The sequence below is a fragment of the Actinomadura litoris genome (assembly GCF_009733595.1).
Classification (GTDB): domain Bacteria; phylum Actinomycetota; class Actinomycetes; order Streptosporangiales; family Streptosporangiaceae; genus Spirillospora; species Spirillospora litoris.
Genome location: NZ_WOFH01000011.1, coordinates 327,848 through 344,492, shown reverse-complemented (window position 1 = coordinate 344,492; position 16,645 = coordinate 327,848). Strand labels below are relative to the sequence as shown.

Below are 16,645 nucleotides of genomic sequence, written 5' to 3'. Positions count from 1 at the left end.
TGATTGAGTACTAACTTACGTCGCATGGGTCCGCGGATGAGCGCCGAGGAGCGCCGGGAGATGGCGATCGAGGCCGCGCTGGTCGAGTTCGGCCAGACCGGCTACAACGGCACGTCCACCGCGGTGATCGCCGAGCGGGTCGGGGTGTCCCAGCCGTACCTGTTCCGGTTGTTCCCGACCAAGCGGGCCCTGTTCCTCGCCGCCGCCGAACGCTGCTTCGACGACATCGAGGCCATGATGCGGGACGCCGCCGGAGGGCTCTACGGCGTGGAGGCGCTGCGGGCGATGTCCACCGCCTACCGCTGGACGCTCAGCGAGCGGCCCGTGCTGCTGCGGTTCCAGCTCAAGCTCTACGCGGCCGCCGTCCACGACGAGGAGGTCAGCAGGCTCGGCCACGTCCGGTGGGCGCGGCTGTGGCGGCTGATCACCGAGCTGTCCGGCGGGGAACCGGAGGAGGTGCTGCGGTTCGTCGCCGTCGGCCTGCTGGCGAACGTGCTCACCCTGTTCGACGTCCCCTACACCTCCGGTGAGGCGTTCGCCGGCTCGGTGCGCGACTGGTCGGAGCGGCTGCGGGGCGTCGAGCACCTCGCCGACTGGCCGATCGGGCAGGCCGAACCGAGGAGGCCCGGGGAGCCCTGACCGCATCCGTCCCTCTCGCGTGCGCGTGGGCACCGCCCAGGGCGCGCGTTTTTTTGCCCGGCTAAGTTAGTGAGTGATAACTAAATGCAGAAGCCGCATCCGATCCGGACGTTCGTCATCACCGGCATCGCGCTGTTCATGGTCGCCCTCGACAACCTGATCGTCACCAACGCCCTGCCCGAGATCCGGGTGGACCTCGACACCGGCCTCGAAGGGCTGGAGTGGACGGTCAACGCCTACACCCTCACCTTCGCCGTCCTGCTCCTGCCCGCGTCCGCCATCGCCGACCGCTACGGGCGCCGCCGCCTGTTCATCGGCGGCCTCGCGGTCTTCACCCTCGCCTCCGCCGGGGCCGCGCTCGCCCCCGGCATCGGGACGCTGATCGCCGCGCGCGCCGTCCAGGGCGCGGGCGGGGCGGTCGTGCTGCCGCTCACGCTGACGCTGCTCGCCGCCGCCGTCCCCCCGGCCCGCCGGGGCGTCGCGATCGCCGCCTGGAGCACGATGAGCGGGCTCGGCGTGGCGCTCGGGCCCGTGCTCGGCGGCGCGATCACCGAGTACGCCGCCTGGCAGTGGATCTTCTGGATCAACGTCCCCGTCGGGGCGGTGCTGCTCGCGCTCGCGCCCGGGTTCCTCACCGAGAGCCGCGGCGCCGCCCGCCGGCTGGACGCGCCGGGCACCCTGCTGGTCACCGGCGGCCTGCTCGGCGTCGTCCTCGGCCTGGTCCGGGGCAACGAGCACGGCTGGACGAGCGGCCAGGTGCTCGGCTCGATCGTCCTCGGCGCCGTGCTGCTCGCCGCGTTCGTCGGCTACGAGCTGCGCGCCCGCGAACCGATGCTGCCGATGCGGCTGTTCCGCGCCCGCGGGTTCGCCGTCGTCAACGCCGTGATGCTGGCGATGGGGGCCGGGATGTTCGGGGCGACGTTCCTGCTCGTCCAGTTCCTCCAGGGCGTGAACCACATGAGCCCGCTGGAGACCGGGATCAGGACCCTGCCGTGGACCGCGATGCCGATCCTCGTCGCGCCGCTCACCGCGCCGCTCATCGCCCGGCTCGGCGTCCGCGCCGTCCTCACGCTGGCGCTGGCCTCGCAGGCGGCAGGGCTCGCCTGGCTCGCGTCTGTCATCTCGCCGGACGTCACCTACGGCGCGCTGGTGCCCGCGTTCGTCCTCGCCGGGACCGGCATGGGCCTGTTCTTCCCGCCCGCCGCCCGCTCCGCCCTCGGCTTCGCGCCGCCGGAGATGGCGGGCGTCGCGTCCGGGGTGAGCAACGCCGCCCGGCAGCTCGGGACGGTGTTCGGCATCGCCGTGCTCGGCGCGGTCTTCTCCGCGCGAGGCGGCTTCACGAGCCCGCAGGCGTTCACCGACGGGCTGCTGCCCGCCCTGTGGATCGCCGCCGGGCTGATCGCCGCCGCGGCGCTCGCCACGCTCGCGATCCCCGCGCACCTCCCCGTCCAGGGCGAGGCGGTCTCCGCCCCCGCGCCCGCGCCTACGAAAGCCAGGCGGTGATGCCGGACAGCAGGCGGGCGCGGACGTCGTCCGGGGCCGCCGACGCGCGGACCGACTGACGCGCCAGATCGGCCAGTTCCGCGTCGGTGAAGCCGTGCTCGCCGCGGACGAGGTCGTACTGTCGGGCCAGCCGCGAGCCGAACAGCAGCGGATCGTCGGCGCCCAGCGCGATCGACGCGCCCGCCTCGTACAGGCGGCGGACCGGGACGTCCGCCGCCGTCGCCGCCACACCGAGGCTCACGTTGGACGCGGGGCAGACCTCCAGGGTCACCCCGCGTTCGACGATCCGCTCCAGCAGCCTCGGGTCCTCCACCGCGCGGACGCCGTGGCCGAGCCGGTCGGCGTCCAGGTTCTCCAGGCACTCCCGGACGCTGGCCGGGCCGAGCAGCTCACCGCCGTGCGGTGCCGACAGCAGCCCGCCGCGCTTGGCGATCCGGAACGCGCCCTCGAAGTCGTAGGCCCGGCCGCGCCGCTCGTCGTTGGACAGCCCGAACCCGACCACGCCCCGGCCCGCGTACCGGACGGCGAGCCGCGCGAGCGTCTTGGCGTCCAGCGGGTGCTTCGTCCGGTTCGCCGCGATCACCACGCCGATGCCGACGCCGGTCGCCTCCGACGCGCCGCGCGCCGCGTCCAGCACCAGCTCGACGGTCGGGGTCAGGCCGCCGAAGCGCGCCGCGTACCCGCTCGGGTCCACCTGGATCTCCAGCCAGCCCGAGCCCTCCGCCGCCTCGTCCTCGGCGGTCTCGCGCAGCAGCCGCCGCAGGTCGTCCGGCGTCCGCAGCACGGACCGCGCGATGTCGTACAGGCGCTGGAACCGGAACCAGCCGCGCTCGTCGGTGGCGCGCAGGCGCGGCGGCCAGTCCTCCACGAGCGCGTCCGGAAGCACCACGCCATGCGTGGCGGCCAGCTCCACGAGCGTGGAGTGCCGCATGGACCCGGTGAAGTGCAGGTGCAGATGCGCCTTGGGGAGCAGGGCCACGTCCGGGCGGGCGGGGCGGGACGCGACGGCGGCGTCCTCGCGGCGGTCCGGCGCGGAACGCGGCCGGGCCGGGTGGGGTGACACGGTAGGGGCCTCCATGGACGTATGTTGCCGGATCACATCGCCTCCTCGGCGTCCGCCCCGGCAGGACCACCTGACCGGACTATCCGCAATGACACGCGGCGGCCATGCGCGCGGCGGCGCGGAGTGGCCCGGACCGGCCCGGCGACCGGGACGGTCGCACGGGTGGACGCAGTCCCCAGGACATGCCCGAAAAAACTTTGGAATCGCGTGCAACCCCGCTCCGGGGTCGCGCGTATACGAGGGGTGCAAGAGACAGACGGGCAGAGAGGGATACAGGATGATCACGCTGAAGGCCGCCCTGATCGCGGCGTCCGCGGTCGGCGCCATCTCGGTGGGCGGCGGCGCGACGTGGGCGATGACCGGTTCGCACCAGGACGCGGGCCTCCAGTCCGAGAGCTCCAGGACCACGGCGGCGCACGACCTGAAGAAGATCGCGCCCGCCCCCGCCGCCCCGACGTGCCTCCCGGCCAAGCCGGGCACCCCCGGCGTCCCGAACGTCCCGGGCGCGAAGCTGCCCGGCGCCGGGCTCCCGGACGCGCGGGTCCCCGGCGGCGCGAAGCTGCCCGACCCCAAGCTCCCCGACACCAAGCTGCCCGACGGGAAGGTCCCCGGCGGCACGAAGCTTCCGGACGCGAAGCTCCCGGACGCGAAGGTGCCCGGTGCGAAGCTGCCCGACGGCTCCCTCCCGAAGCCCGGCACGCACGGCATCGCCCCCGGTGACACACAGAAGAAGCTGCCATCCGTGCCCGGCGGGAAGGTGAACGTCCCGGGTGGGCAGCACCTCCCCGGCAAGGCGACTCTCCCCGGCAAGGGCAAGCCGCCCACCTGCCTCCCGGACGCCAAGCGGACGCTGCCCAAGGGCACCGCCCCGCACGCGCCGGCCGTGCCCCTCCCGGCCAAGCCCGGCGTTCCGGCCGTCCCCGCCCTGCCCGGCGCCAAGGGGCTCGACTGCTCCAAGCTGCCGCCCGCGGTGAAGGTCGGCGGCCCGGTGGAGAAGGCCGTCATGCTGACCAAGGGCCTCACCTACACCTCCACCACCCCCGGCTCCAAGGCGCTGAAGGCCAAGAAGATCTGCGGCGTCACCCAGAAGTGGACGGGCAAGGCCGGGCAGTGGCTCACCGTCGAAACCCTGAAGACCCCGGCGGGCATGCCGCAGACTGAGCTGCGCAAGGCGCTCGCGCTCCCCGCCACCGGCGGTAGCCCGGTGACCGTCGGCGGCTTCGCCGGCTGGCAGGGGCCCGCGGGCGGGGGCGTGCTGGTCTTCGACCCGAACGGCTACTCGCTGTTCGTCGACGGCAGCCCCGTCATCGCCGGTGACCTCCGGGACGTGGCCGCCGCGCTGCGGCAGGCCAAGTAGGACGCGGACGGGCGGCTCCGGCGCGGGAGCCGCCCGTCCTCGGCAGGCGTATCCGCTCTCAGCCGGACGGAGCACAGTGGCGCGTCGAGACGACAGGTCGTTCGTGGAGTTCGTGACGGACCGCGGCAACGCGCTGCTGCGAACCGCGTCGCTGCTGTGCGGCGCCCACCAGGACGCCGAGGACATGCTCCAGACCGCGCTGGAGAAGGCGTACCGGCACTGGGGAAGGCTGGACGCCGACACCGATCCCGAGCCCTACGTCCGCCGGATCCTGGTCAATCTCGTGATCAGCCGGTCCCGGCGCTGGAAGGTGCTGCGGGAGATCCAGATGGCGAGGCTGCCCGACACCCCGGCCGCCTCGTCCGACCACGCCGTGGAGCTACGGGGGACGCTCATGAACGAACTGCGCAAGCTCGGGCCGCGGCAACGCGCCGTGCTCGTCCTGCGCTTCTGGGAGGACCTCTCGGAGGCGGAGACCGCGCAGGCTCTCGGCTGTTCCGTCGGGACGGTCAAGAGCCAGGCGTCCCGGGGCCTCGCCAGGCTCCGGGAGCGCCTCGGCACTCACCTGGCGCCGTTGGGGAGCTGAGCGATGGACCTGGAGAGCGAACTACGGAAGGCGATGGCCGAGCAGGTCGCGACCGCGACCGCGCCGCCCTCGCTCGTCGCCGACGTGCGGCGCCGCCACCGGCGCCGGGTCACCCGGATCCGGGTGGGCATGGGCGTCGCCGCCGCGTCCGTCGCCGCCGTCGCCTTCGTGCCCACCTACCACTCGTTCACGGCCACGCCCGCCGGAGCGCCCGAGAGCGGTCGGCCGTCCACCGGCGTCTCGGTGCTCCAGCGACCGGAGGAGCCGCCCGCCCCGGGTGCCCCCGCACCTTCACCGGCGAAGGGGAAGCCCGGGGCGGGCCCCACGCACGGCTCGCCGGGCGCTCATCCATCCGGGGGCGGGTCCGAGGGGCGTCCGGCCAAGCCGGGGCCGCCTCCCGTCCGGGGTCTACCCGACTGGGTGACGTTCCTGCCGGACGGGCTCACCCCGTCCGAGCCGTGTGCGAGCACAGGCGAGGACGGGCGCCGGACCACCACCTGCGCATGGCACGGGCCCAGCGGCTGGGTCGAGGTCGCCATCGTGCGGGGGACGGGGTTCGGCATCGGGGACCTCGCCCCGGTGCGCGGCGTCCCCGGCCACACCTCCGTGGACGGGACGCCCGCGCTCACGAGCGACGTCCCCGGCTCCGGACGGGCCGGGCGGCAGGTGTCCTGGCTGGCCCGCCCCGGCGTGGGCGTGATCGTGCGGGCGGGCGGGTCCGCGGAAGGGCAGTTGATGCGAATCGCCGAGGGGGTCCGTCCCTAGAACGGCTCTGGAAGGGAGGGACACCCGAGGCGAATCCCCGCTCCGGCGGGGCGTCCCACGGCGGAGAGGGGCCGCCACGGGACGCCCCGCCGAAGTGACCCTCTCCACCGGCCACGAACTCCGGCCACGGACTCCACCGACCACGGACGGGACCCTGGTGTGCCCCGTCCCGAATGCGACCGGCCCCGGGGCAGGGGTGCCTCCGGGGCCGGTCGCCTCTCCGGTCGCCTCTCCATGCGCCGCCGAGCGGCTCAGACCGCCTCGGACAGCAGCTTGCCGACCCGCGACACGCCCTCGACGAGGTCGTCGTCGCCCAGCGCGTAGGACAGCCGGAAGTAGCCCGGCGTCCCGAACGCCTCACCCGGCACGATCGCGACCTCCGCCTCCTCCAGGATCAGCGAGGCCAGCTCCACCGACGTCCGCGGGCGCTTCCCCCGGATCTCCTTGCCGATCAGCGCCTTGACCGAGGGGTAGGCGTAGAACGCGCCCTCCGGCTCGGGGCACACCACGCCGGGGATCTCGTTCAGCATCCGCACGATCGTCTGGCGGCGCCGGTCGAAGGCCTTGCGCATCTCGGCCGCCGCCGACAGGTCGCCGGTCACCGCCGCCAGCGCCGCCGCCTGCGACACGTTCGCCACGTTGGACGTCGCGTGCGACTGGAGGTTCGCGGCGGCCTTCACCACGTCCGCCGGGCCGACCAGCCAGCCCACCCGCCAGCCCGTCATCGCGTACGTCTTCGCCACGCCGTTCAGGACGAGCGTCCGGTCGGCCAGCTCCGGCACCACGACCGGGAGCGAGTGGAACTCGGCGCCGCCGTACACCAGGTGCTCGTAGATCTCGTCGGTGACGACCCACAGGCCGTGCTCGTCGGCCCAGCGGCCGATCGCCTCGACCTCGTCGCGGGTGTAGACCGCGCCGGTCGGGTTGGACGGCGAGACGAACAGCAGGACCTTCGTCCGCTCGGTGCGGGCGGCCTCAAGCTGCTCGACGCTCACCTTGTAGCCGGTCGTCTCGTCGGCGACCACGTCCACGGGCACGCCGCCCGCCAGCTTGATCGACTCGGGGTAGGTCGTCCAGTACGGGGTCGGGACGATCACCTCGTCGCCCGGGTCGAGCAGCGCCGCGAACGCCTCGTACACCGCCTGCTTGCCGCCGTTGGTGACCAGCACCTGCCCGGCCTCGACCTGGTAGCCGGAGTCGCGGGCGGTCTTGTCGGCGATGGCCGCGCGCAGCTCGGGCAGCCCGCCGGCGGGCGTGTACTTGTGGAAGCGCGGCACCCGGCACGCCGCCACCGCCGCCTCCACGATGTAGTCGGGGGTCGGGAAGTCGGGCTCGCCCGCGCCGAACCCGATGACCGGGCGGCCCGCCGCCTTCAACGCCTTGGCCTTGGCGTCGACGGCCAGCGTGGCGGATTCGGATATCGCGGCGATGCGCTTGGAGATGCGAGGACGGTCGATGCTCATGTCCCTATCGTTACAGACGCCGCCGCCTCACCCGAGACATATATCCGCGCCGGTCGGACGGGCCGCCCGCGCACCGCCCCGATGATCTCCGGCGCTCTGGTTCGACGCGGGGGCCCGTGGGACGTAGACTCACCCTCCAAGTGACGCGTCGTCGGTATATGAGGCTGTCCGCACACGGAGGCGGCAGGTTCTAGACTGAAGGCGGGGCACGGCCCGGTTCCGTGGCCGGGGTTCTCCATCCGGAGAATGAAGGGCAGTGGCTCAATTGGTAGAGCTCCGGTCTCCAAAACCGGCGGTTGGGGGTTCGAGTCCCTCCTGCCCTGCGAGGTGCGGTGCGCGCACCGCGCCGTCCGCGCTGCGGCGGTCGCCGTGGCACCCCGTGGCACGGGCACGCGCGACAACCACCAGGGTGGTTGGACCACGACCTATGAGGTGAACGGCGGCTATGGCGACTGAGACGCGCGGCGAGGCCGCGGAGAAGGACGAAGGCAAGGGCAGGGCCGCGCACAAGCGGACCACGCCTCCCCTCTTCGTGCGCCAGGTCATCGCCGAACTGCGCAAGGTCATCTGGCCCACGCGCCGGGAGCTCATCACCTACACGACGGTCTCGCTCGTGTTCGTGCTGGTCATGGTCGGCATCGTCTCCGGCGCCGACTGGGGCCTCCAGAAGCTGATCTACCAGATCTTCGCCTGATCCCCAGGCTTTTCGCCGGGTCGGTCGCCGCCGCACCCGTCGCCAGTTACATCACCGCATACCGAACGAGAGAAAGAGTCATCGTGTCCGAGTCCTCACAGCCCTACGACGAGGCCGTTGAAGAGGCCCAGTCCGCTGCGGCTGCTGCGGCCGACCAGGCGGCCGAGCCCGCCGACGAGACGGCCGAGGCTGCCGTCGCCGCCGGCGAGGCCGAGCCCGCTGACACGAAGACCGAGGGCGAGGACGAGCCGCCCGCCGAGGCCGCCGAGGGCGCGGCCGACCTCGCCGAGGCGGTCGAGGGCGCCGACGCCGAGGCCGCGGCCGGGGAAGACGCCGGGGCAGCCGGGGAAGAGGCCGCCGAGGAGGAGGAAGAGGAGCCCGCCGGTCCGCCGGCCGACCCCTACGCCGACTTCAAGATGCAGCTCCGCCTCCAGCCGGGCGACTGGTACGTCGTGCACTCCTACGCGGGCTATGAGAACCGGGTCAAGACCAACATCGAGACCCGCACCCAGACCCTCAACATGGAGGACTTCATCTTCCAGATCGAGGTCCCCCAGCACGAGGTGACCGAGATCAAGGGCGGCAAGCGCCAGAAGGTCAACGAGAAGGTGCTGCCGGGCTACATCCTCGTCCGGATGGAGCTGACCGACGAGTCGTGGGCCGCCGTCCGCAACACGCCCGGCGTGACCGGCTTCGTCGGCCTGCTGAACAAGCCGTCCCCGCTGAGCCTGGACGAGGTCGCCAACCTGCTCGCCCCCGAGCCGGAGGAGGGCGTCGTCAAGACCAAGGAGCAGGCCAAGGTCGCCGCGACCGTCGACTTCGAGGTCGGCGAGTCCGTCACCGTCATGGACGGCCCGTTCGCCACGCTCCCCGCGACCGTGAACGAGATCAACGCCGAGCAGCAGAAACTGAAGGTGCTGGTTTCGATCTTCGGTCGCGAGACGCCGGTCGAGCTGTCGTTCAACCAGGTCTCCAAGATCTGACCGGAGCGCTCCGCGCACCGCGTAGCCTTGACGGGTCGCCCCGCCGCGCGGGGCCGGCCCGGTCTTGAGATCCCGCGCTCGCGGGACGCACGAGACTTCAACGGTTCCTACACGGCGGATTCGTCCCAGCCGCCGTGTCGCCCGGGTGTCCGGGAGTCGGAACCACCGATAAATGGGACAAAGGGGTTCACATGCCTCCGAAGAAGAAGATAGCCGCGCTGGTCAAGGTGCAGCTCCAGGCCGGCCAGGCCACCCCGGCGCCGCCCGTCGGTACCGCGCTCGGCCCGCACGGCGTCAACATCATGGACTTCTGCAAGCAGTACAACGCTGCCACGGAGTCCCAGCGCGGCAACGTCATCCCCGTAGAGATCACCATCTACGAGGACCGCTCGTTCAGCTTCGTCACCAAGACCCCGCCGGCCGCGCAGCTCATCCTGAAGGCCGCCGGTGTCGAGAAGGGCAGCGGCGAGCCGCACAAGACCAAGGTCGGCTCGGTGACCCGCGACCAGATCCGCGAGATCGCCACGACCAAGATGCCCGACCTGAACGCCAACGACCTCGACGCCGCCGAGAAGATCGTCGCCGGCACCGCCCGCTCGATGGGCATCGAGGTCAAGTAACAAGGGGCACCACCGTGGAAGGGCCGGCGCTGGCCCGCACCACAACGTTTCCATTGGAGGAATCGGAAGATGAAGCGCAGCAAGGGCTACCGCGCCGCCGCCGAGAAGATCGACCGTGACCGGCTCTACAGCCCGGTCGAGGCCGTGAAGCTGGCCAAGGAGACCGTCGCCGTCAAGTTCGACCCGACCGTCGAGGTCGCGCTGCGGCTCGGCGTCGACCCGCGCAAGGCCGACCAGATGGTGCGCGGCACCGTCATCCTGCCGCACGGCACCGGCAAGACCGCCCGCGTGCTGGTCTTCGCCGGCGGCGCGAAGGCGGAGGAGGCCCGCGAGGCCGGTGCCGACCTCGTCGGATCGGACGAGATGATCGAGCGGATCCAGGGCGGCTTCCTGGAGTTCGACGCGGTCGTCGCTACGCCCGACCAGATGGGCAAGGTCGGCCGGCTGGGCCGCGTCCTCGGCCCGCGCGGCCTGATGCCGAACCCGAAGACCGGCACGGTCACGATGGACGTGGCGAAGGCCGTGTCCGACATCAAGGGCGGCAAGATCGAGTTCCGGGTCGACCGGCACGCGAACCTGCACTTCGTGATCGGTAAGGCGTCCTTCGCCGAGCGCCAGCTCGTGGAGAACTACGCGGCGGCGGTCGAGGAGATCCAGCGTCTCAAGCCGTCGGCCGCCAAGGGCCGCTACGTGAAGAAGGCGGCGCTGACGACCTCGATGGGCCCGAGCATCCCGCTCGACCCGAACGCGGTCCGCAACCTCGCGTCCGAGCTCGAAGAGGGCTGAGCCCAAGCGAGACCACCGGCAGGGCGTCCCCGGGAATCCGGGGGCGCCCTGCCGTTTTTTCATGGGCGTGCGGCCCTGGGCAGCAGGAACGCGGCGGTGGAGCCCAACGTCGCCAGGGCAGCGGCGCGCATCCAATCAAGTGTCTGTTTGATCGAATCAAGCGTTGACATGCGTCGAGGCGTTCGCCGGCGAGCCCTACCACGTCGTGCTGTCGGCCGGCCGCGACGTCGACCCGGCCGGTCCCGGCCCGCTTCCGGCCAACGTCGAGGCGCACCGGCACGTCCCGCAGCCAGCCCCGATGGTGGCGGTGCCCCGCACGCCGGAGCGGCGGACCACCGCCGACCGCCTCGTCGAACTCGGGCTGGGCCGGAGCCCCGCCCTGGTCGAGGCGACCCCGGGCCGACTGCGCGAAGCCGTCCGCGACGCGGGCGGCGCCCCCAGGGCCGCCGACGTGATCGAGGCCCGGCTGGCCGCCGCCGCGGCGACCGGCGCGTGCTGACCTCTGCCCCGGCCGCCAGGGGGTGGCGAGTGGGGGTACGCCATTGGTCGTAGCGGATCGGCGTCCATTCGTACCACCGGGGGATGTAGCGCTGGGGGCCCGCGACGAGACTGGGGTCAGCTGAAGGCGACGAAGGAGGCACAACCCCCATGAACCGACGAATCGTGGTGGCGGCCGGTGGTACCGCGGTGGGCGCGGCGCTCGTGCTGTCCGGATGCAACGGGGACAACGGATCGGGGAACGGTTCGACGGAGAACATGAAGCTCAGCGCCAACGAGGCGCTGCTGAAATCGTCCGAGAAGACCGGGCAGGCCGACACGTTCAAGGCCGACCTCACCGTGAAGAGCACCGGGACGAACGGTGGGCAGGTCCACGCCAACGGCCAGTTCCGGCTGCGTCCGACGCTGAAGTTCACCGCGAAGCTGGACGAGTTCAGCCTCGGCGGGCGGGACGTCCCGGGCGTCAAGGGCCAGGCGATCTACACCGACAACGTCCTGTACGCGAAGGTCCCGCAGGTGGCGCAGTTCGTCAGCGGCGGCAAGTCGTGGGTGAAGGTCGACGCGAACAAGCTCGCGCAGCGCGGCGGGCTCAACCTCGGGGACCTGCTCAACCAGGTCCAGCAGGTGGACCCGGCCGAGCAGACCAAGATGTTCACCGGCTCCAAGGACGCCTCGCGCGTCGGCACCGAGACGATCGACGGGGTGAAGACCACGCACTACAGGGGCACGGTGACCGTGCAGGACGCGCTGAACCGGCTGGACGCGCAGGCGCGCCAGAACGTCCAGAAGTGGCTGCCGAAGGCCGATGGCGATGGCAAGATCAGCTTCGACCTGTGGACGGACGGCCAGAACCTGCCGCGCAAGCTGGAGTCGAGGGTCACGGGGTCCCAGGCCGAGAACGGCACGGTGACCGTGCTCTACAGCGACTACGGCAAGTCGTTCGGCGTGAACCCGCCGCCCTCGGACCAGGTGGGCGAACTCTCGCTCGGGTCGCTCCTCGGGGGCAACTAGCCACGGTTAGAAAAGCGGCAGCGCGGACAAAACGAACCCCGCTAGTCTCCTCTGCGTCCTACTTGACGTCCGGCCGGAGCGCTCGGGCACTCAGACCAGACGAAGGAGACCCCCCAGATGATCCGTCGCTTCACCGTGGGGACGGCGGTGGCCGCCGGCCTCGCCCTCTCGCTCACCGGCTGTCTCGGCGACTCCGGTACGAAGGTGGACGAGGCCGGCAAGAACATCAAGCTGACCGCCGCGCAGGTCCTGCACAGGACCGCGCAGAAGACGGGGCAGACCGACTCGTTCAAGGCGGACCTGTCCATGAAGGTGGAGGGCACCGCGGCGGGCGACACGTCGATGACGGGCAGCGTGCAGTACCGCCTGAAGCCCGACCTGGCGTTCGGCATGCGGTTCGACCGGATGACGGTCGCGGGCCGGTCGATGCCCGGCATGGAGCAGGTGCTGGTGGGCCGCACCATGTACATCAAGATGCCGATGCTGTCGCAGCTCGGCGGCAACGCGGCCAAGCCCTGGCTCAAGATCTCGCTGGACGAGCTGGGCAAGAAGTCGGGCATGAACCTCGACCAGCTCATGGAGCAGTCGCGGCAGATGGACCCGGTGGAGAGCACCAAGATGCTCACCGCGTCCAAGGACGTCCGGGAGGTCGGCAAGGAGACGGTGGACGGCGTCCGGACGACGCACTACACCGGCACCTACCGGCTGGAGGACGCGCTCGCCAAGCTCCCGGCCGAGGAGCAGCGGCGCAAGCGCCAGGCCATGGGCAAGCTCGGCATGGACGCGATGTCCTTCGACCTGTGGGTGGACGACCGGCAGCTCCCCCGCAAGATGGCGATGGGGTCGGGTCAGACGGCCGAAGGCAAGATGACGATGACGATGACGTTCCGCGACTACGGGAAGCCGGTGCAGATCACCGCGCCGCCCGCGAGTGAGACCAGCGACTTCGGCGCGATGCTCGGGCGGCTCGGCAACGGGTTGCAGCCCCCGACCGGGACCTGATCGCCTGATCTGGGATCGCCTGCCAAGGGTGACGGGGCCGCGCCGGGAACGGCGCGGCCCTCCTGATTTGGCCCGGGGACGGCGAACGCGTATTCTGTTGTCTGCCGAAGACCGCCGGTCGTCGCCTCCCACGAGGCGACCGAAGGACCCGAAGAGATTCGGGCGGCCCGCGTAGGTGAGACGAGAGCTTCACATGACCTCCGTGTCGTGTCACGCCCCGTGCGCCTACGCCGGGGCGTTCCTGTTTTTCTGGAGCTTTTCAGCCCCGGCGGCTTCCCCAGGTAATCGGAAGGAGGCCCCATGGCCAAGGCCGAGAAGGCAGCGGCGATCGCCGAGCTCAAGTCCGAGTTCGAGAACTCCAGCGGCGCCGTGCTGACCGAGTACCGCGGGCTCACGGTGGCGCAGCTCAAGGAGCTGCGCGGCAACCTCGGCGACAACGCGAGGTTCGCCGTGGTGAAGAACACGCTGACCAGGCGCGCCGCGGGCGAGGCCGGTGTCGACGAGCGGTTCAGCGAACTGCTCGACGGCCCCTCGGCGATCGCGTTCGTCAAGGGCGACGTGGTCGAGGCCGCCAAGGGCCTGCGTGACTTCGCCAAGGCCAACCCGCTGCTGGTGATCAAGGGCGGCTTCATCGACGGTCAGTCGATGGACGCCTCCGAGGTCGCCAAGCTCGCGGACCTTGAGTCTCGCGAGGTCATCCTCGCGAAGCTGGCCGGCGCGATGAAGGCGAACATGAGCAACGCGGCCGCGCTGTTCAACGCCCTGCCGACCAAGGCCGCGCAGCTGGCCGAGGCCCTGCGCGTCAAGCGCGAGGCCGCCGGCGAGACCGCCGAGGCACCCGCCGACGCGGCGGTCGACGCTCCGGCCGACACACCGGCCGACGCTCCGGCCGACACGGCCGCCGAGGCTCCGGCCGACGCGCCCGCCGCCGAGTAGCACCCGCGGTTCCCCTAAACCCTGAAGCCATAGCGGAGGAAACATCATGGCGAAGCTCAGCAACGACGAACTGCTCGACGTCTTCAAGGAGATGACCCTTCTTGAGCTGTCCGCCTTCCTGAAGGAGTTCGAGGAGGCGTTCGACGTCAAGGCCGCCGCCCCGGTCGCGGCCGTGGCCGCCGCCCCCGCCGCCGGTGGTGCCGGTGGTGGCGAGGAGGCCGCCGTCCAGGACGAGTTCGACGTCATCCTCGAAGGTGCCGGCGACAAGAAGATCCAGGTCATCAAGGAGGTCCGCGCGCTGACGAGCCTCGGCCTCAAGGAGGCCAAGGACCTGGTCGACGGCGCGCCGAAGGCCCTGCTGGAGAAGGTCAACAAGGAGACGGCCGACAAGGCCAAGGAGGCCCTGGAGAAGGCCGGCGCCTCGGTGACCGTCAAGTAGCACGGCCCGCGCGCTTCTCTTCGACGAGGCGGTCGTCCCACCCGGTGGGGCGGCCGCCTCGTCGCGTCCGCCCGAACGGGTTGTGTGGATCCGGGTGCGCGGCGTAACGTCCCGTCTGACGCGGTGGCCCCAGCAGGCCACATCGTCCCCCACAGTGCCGTAAGTAACGATTGTCTTACAACGTCGCATTTTGCCGCTGATCTGGTACTGAACCCCTTCCATTTGCGCGAAGGGCCGCTACGGTAGTGGCACCCGTCACGGCTACCGGACGGTAGCAACAGGGTGGACACGAGGTGTCACGGCCCGCGTGCTACTCGCTCAGTGGTTCGGGAGCCCCCCGGCCTGGACGAAAGGTGACGAGTGGGTGTCGAGATCAGGGTCGAGGGCCTGACGAAGTCCTTCGGCCGTCAGACCATCTGGCAGGACGTGTCGCTGACCGTCCCGGCCGGAGAGATCTCCGTGCTGCTCGGCCCGTCCGGAACCGGCAAGTCGGTGTTCCTGAAGTCGCTGGTCGGCCTGCTCAAGCCCGATCGCGGCCACATCTGGATCGGCGACCGCGACCTGCCGCGCCTGCCCGAGTCCAAGCTGTATGAGACCCGCAAGCTGTTCGGCGTGCTCTTCCAGGACGGCGCGCTGTTCGGCTCGATGAACCTCTACGACAACGTCGCGTTCCCCCTGCGCGAGCACACGAAGAAGTCCGAGTCGCAGGTTCGGCAGATCGTCATGGAGAAGCTGGAGCTGGTCGGCCTCGTCGGCGCCGAGCGGAAGCTGCCCGGCGAGATCTCCGGCGGCATGAAGAAGCGCGCCGGGCTGGCCCGCGCCCTCGTCCTGGACCCCGAGATCCTGCTGGTGGACGAGCCGGACTCCGGCCTGGACCCGGTCCGCACCGCGCTGCTGAACCAGACGATGGTCGACCTCAACGCCGAGATCGGCGCGACGTTCCTGATCGTCACCCACGACATCAACACCGCCCGCACCGTCCCCGACAACATCGGCCTGCTGTTCCTGCGCGAGCTGGTGATGTTCGGGCCGCGCGAGATGCTGCTGTCCAGCGAGGAGCCGGTCGTCCGGCAGTTCCTCAACGCCCGCACGGTCGGGCCGATCGGCATGTCGGAGGAGAAGGACGTCTCGGAGCTGGAGGCCGAGGCGGCGCTCGGCCGCGACCCCGGACGGCTGCCGCCGATCCCGCCGCAGCTCATGACCAGCGACGGCCGCATCCGCCCGGGCCAGCACGCCCCGGGCGCGTGGTGCGCGGCGCACGGCGTCACGCCCCCGGCGGGCTCGTTCGTCGACGACCTCGGCCGCGACTGGGTGGAGGAGTGGCCGCGCTACGTCGCCTCGATGGCCCCGGGCGCCGCCGCCGCGGCCGACGGCGGCTTCGCGGGCGACCCGCGTCCCGGGCCGTCCGCGCCGGGTGCGGGGCGCTGATGGCCGCACCCGGCATCGACGCGGACCGGCGCGGCGGCGACGAGGCGGACGGCGCGTCCTCCGGCGGAGCCCTCGGCGCCTTCCGCCGGATCACCGACGGCGCGGCCAACATCGCGATCAAGGAGCCGGGCCGGTTCTTCGCGCTGTGCCTGGACACCTTCCGCGCGATGTTCAGGTGGCCGTTCCAGTGGCGGGAGTTCATCGAGCAGGCGTGGTTCATCGTCAGCGTCACCGTCATCCCGACGATGCTGGTCGCGATCCCGTTCGGCGGCGTGCTGTCGTTGCAGGTCGGCGGGCTGATCCGGCAGCTGGGCGCGCAGTCCTACACCGGCGCGACCGCGGTCGTGGCGATCGTGCGGGAGGCGAGCCCGCTGGTGACCTCGCTGCTGGTCGCGGGCGCCGCGGGCTCGGCGATGTGCGCCGACATCGGCTCCCGGAAGATCCGCGAGGAGATCGACGCGATGGAGGTGCTCGGCATCAACCCGCTGCACCGGCTGGTCGTGCCGCGGATGCTCGCCTGCGCGTTCGTCGCGGTCTTCCTCAACGGCCTGGTGTCGGTGGTCGGGCTGATGGGCGGCTACTTCTTCAACGTCATGCTCCAGGACGGGACGCCCGGCGCCTACCTCGCCTCCTTCAACGCGATCGCGCAGCTCCCCGACCTGCTCCAGGCCGAGCTGAAGGCGTTCGTGTTCGGGATCACCGCCGGGCTGGTCGCCGCCTACAAGGGGCTGAACGCCAAGGGCGGGCCGAAGGGCGTGGGCGACGCGGTCAACCAGACCGTCGTCATCACGTTCATGCTGCTGTTCCTGGAGAACTTCCTGATCTCCACCCTGTACTTCCAGTTCGTCCCGTCGAAGGGCATGTGATGGGGA

At 71.4% G+C, this 16,645-nt stretch carries 18 protein-coding genes and 1 tRNA gene; 17 read left to right on the top strand and 2 right to left on the bottom strand.

Going from position 1 to position 16,645, the window contains the following annotated elements; genetic code table 11:
- Positions 1 to 24 precede the first annotated feature (24 nt).
- Together GNZ18_RS29260 and GNZ18_RS29255 are read left to right on the top strand one after the other, a co-directional pair.
- Positions 25 to 639: a TetR/AcrR family transcriptional regulator gene (locus GNZ18_RS29260; RefSeq protein ID WP_156219809.1), complete on the top strand. Its 615-nt coding sequence runs from the start codon at positions 25 to 27 to the stop codon at positions 637 to 639.
- A gap of 84 nt (positions 640 to 723) precedes the next feature.
- Positions 724 to 2,142, top strand: a complete 1,419-nt coding sequence (locus tag GNZ18_RS29255) for an MFS transporter (RefSeq protein WP_156219808.1) — start codon at positions 724 to 726, stop codon at positions 2,140 to 2,142.
- On the opposite strand, the gene GNZ18_RS29250 is transcribed toward GNZ18_RS29255, so the two are convergent.
- Complete coding sequence (locus GNZ18_RS29250) at positions 2,123 to 3,220, bottom strand: adenosine deaminase (protein WP_156219807.1); 1,098 nt, start codon at positions 3,218 to 3,220, stop codon at positions 2,123 to 2,125. The two genes, GNZ18_RS29255 and GNZ18_RS29250, sit on opposite strands and share 20 nt — an antisense overlap.
- Before the next feature lie 262 nt (positions 3,221 to 3,482).
- Here GNZ18_RS29250 and GNZ18_RS29245 point away from each other — a divergent pair, with 262 nt between their 5' ends.
- From GNZ18_RS29245 to GNZ18_RS29235, 3 genes are all read left to right on the top strand, one after another.
- On the top strand, positions 3,483 to 4,562 hold the full coding sequence (locus GNZ18_RS29245; protein ID WP_156219806.1) for a hypothetical protein: 1,080 nt from the start codon (positions 3,483 to 3,485) through the stop codon (positions 4,560 to 4,562).
- Between the two features lie 76 nt (positions 4,563 to 4,638).
- The gene (locus GNZ18_RS29240; RefSeq protein ID WP_214618215.1) at positions 4,639 to 5,148 is read left to right on the top strand and encodes a SigE family RNA polymerase sigma factor; all 510 of its coding nucleotides are present in this window, start codon (positions 4,639 to 4,641) and stop codon (positions 5,146 to 5,148) included.
- A gap of 3 nt (positions 5,149 to 5,151) precedes the next feature.
- Positions 5,152 to 5,913 carry a hypothetical protein gene (locus GNZ18_RS29235; RefSeq protein ID WP_156219805.1) on the top strand — a complete coding sequence of 254 codons (762 nt, stop codon included), beginning with the start codon at positions 5,152 to 5,154 and terminating at the stop codon, positions 5,911 to 5,913.
- Positions 5,914 to 6,164: 251 nt separating this feature from the next.
- On the opposite strand, the gene GNZ18_RS29230 is transcribed toward GNZ18_RS29235, so the two are convergent.
- The gene (locus tag GNZ18_RS29230) at positions 6,165 to 7,376 is read right to left on the bottom strand and encodes a pyridoxal phosphate-dependent aminotransferase (RefSeq protein ID WP_156219804.1); all 1,212 of its coding nucleotides are present in this window, start codon (positions 7,374 to 7,376) and stop codon (positions 6,165 to 6,167) included.
- A gap of 250 nt (positions 7,377 to 7,626) precedes the next feature.
- Between GNZ18_RS29230 and GNZ18_RS29225 the strand changes: the two genes are divergently transcribed.
- The 12 genes from GNZ18_RS29225 to GNZ18_RS29170 all read left to right on the top strand — a co-directional run bounded on the left by GNZ18_RS29225 (position 7,627) and on the right by GNZ18_RS29170 (position 16,639).
- Positions 7,627 to 7,699: transfer RNA gene (locus GNZ18_RS29225), tRNA-Trp, on the top strand.
- Between the two features lie 122 nt (positions 7,700 to 7,821).
- Positions 7,822 to 8,070 carry a preprotein translocase subunit SecE gene (secE, locus tag GNZ18_RS29220; protein ID WP_156219803.1) on the top strand — a complete coding sequence of 83 codons (249 nt, stop codon included), beginning with the start codon at positions 7,822 to 7,824 and terminating at the stop codon, positions 8,068 to 8,070.
- A gap of 80 nt (positions 8,071 to 8,150) precedes the next feature.
- Positions 8,151 to 9,053 (top strand): transcription termination/antitermination protein NusG, encoded by a 903-nt coding sequence (nusG, locus tag GNZ18_RS43820; protein ID WP_312874817.1) that lies wholly within the window; start codon positions 8,151 to 8,153, stop codon positions 9,051 to 9,053.
- A gap of 191 nt (positions 9,054 to 9,244) precedes the next feature.
- Positions 9,245 to 9,673, top strand: a complete 429-nt coding sequence (gene rplK / locus GNZ18_RS29210; protein WP_156219801.1) for a 50S ribosomal protein L11 — start codon at positions 9,245 to 9,247, stop codon at positions 9,671 to 9,673.
- A 69-nt stretch (positions 9,674 to 9,742) separates the two neighbouring features.
- A complete protein-coding gene (rplA, locus tag GNZ18_RS29205) occupies positions 9,743 to 10,459 on the top strand; it encodes a 50S ribosomal protein L1 (protein WP_156219800.1) in 717 nt (238 codons plus the stop codon).
- A 163-nt stretch (positions 10,460 to 10,622) separates the two neighbouring features.
- Positions 10,623 to 10,958 carry a glycosyltransferase gene (locus GNZ18_RS29200; protein ID WP_156219799.1) on the top strand — a complete coding sequence of 112 codons (336 nt, stop codon included), beginning with the start codon at positions 10,623 to 10,625 and terminating at the stop codon, positions 10,956 to 10,958.
- A gap of 149 nt (positions 10,959 to 11,107) precedes the next feature.
- Positions 11,108 to 11,968 carry an SCO4651 family lipoprotein gene (locus GNZ18_RS29195; RefSeq protein ID WP_156219798.1) on the top strand — a complete coding sequence of 287 codons (861 nt, stop codon included), beginning with the start codon at positions 11,108 to 11,110 and terminating at the stop codon, positions 11,966 to 11,968.
- A 117-nt stretch (positions 11,969 to 12,085) separates the two neighbouring features.
- Positions 12,086 to 12,970 (top strand): SCO4651 family lipoprotein, encoded by an 885-nt coding sequence (locus tag GNZ18_RS29190; RefSeq protein WP_156219797.1) that lies wholly within the window; start codon positions 12,086 to 12,088, stop codon positions 12,968 to 12,970.
- 300 nt (positions 12,971 to 13,270) lie between these two features.
- On the top strand, positions 13,271 to 13,906 hold the full coding sequence (gene rplJ, locus GNZ18_RS29185; protein ID WP_156219796.1) for a 50S ribosomal protein L10: 636 nt from the start codon (positions 13,271 to 13,273) through the stop codon (positions 13,904 to 13,906).
- Between the two features lie 46 nt (positions 13,907 to 13,952).
- Positions 13,953 to 14,345: a 50S ribosomal protein L7/L12 gene (gene rplL / locus GNZ18_RS29180; protein WP_156219795.1), complete on the top strand. Its 393-nt coding sequence runs from the start codon at positions 13,953 to 13,955 to the stop codon at positions 14,343 to 14,345.
- 360 nt (positions 14,346 to 14,705) lie between these two features.
- Complete coding sequence (locus tag GNZ18_RS29175; protein ID WP_312874810.1) at positions 14,706 to 15,773, top strand: ABC transporter ATP-binding protein; 1,068 nt, start codon at positions 14,706 to 14,708, stop codon at positions 15,771 to 15,773.
- Positions 15,773 to 16,639 (top strand): MlaE family ABC transporter permease, encoded by an 867-nt coding sequence (locus tag GNZ18_RS29170; protein ID WP_446678410.1) that lies wholly within the window; start codon positions 15,773 to 15,775, stop codon positions 16,637 to 16,639. Before GNZ18_RS29175 ends, GNZ18_RS29170 begins: the two co-directional genes overlap by 1 nt.
- The last annotated feature ends 6 nt before the right edge of the window (positions 16,640 to 16,645 follow it).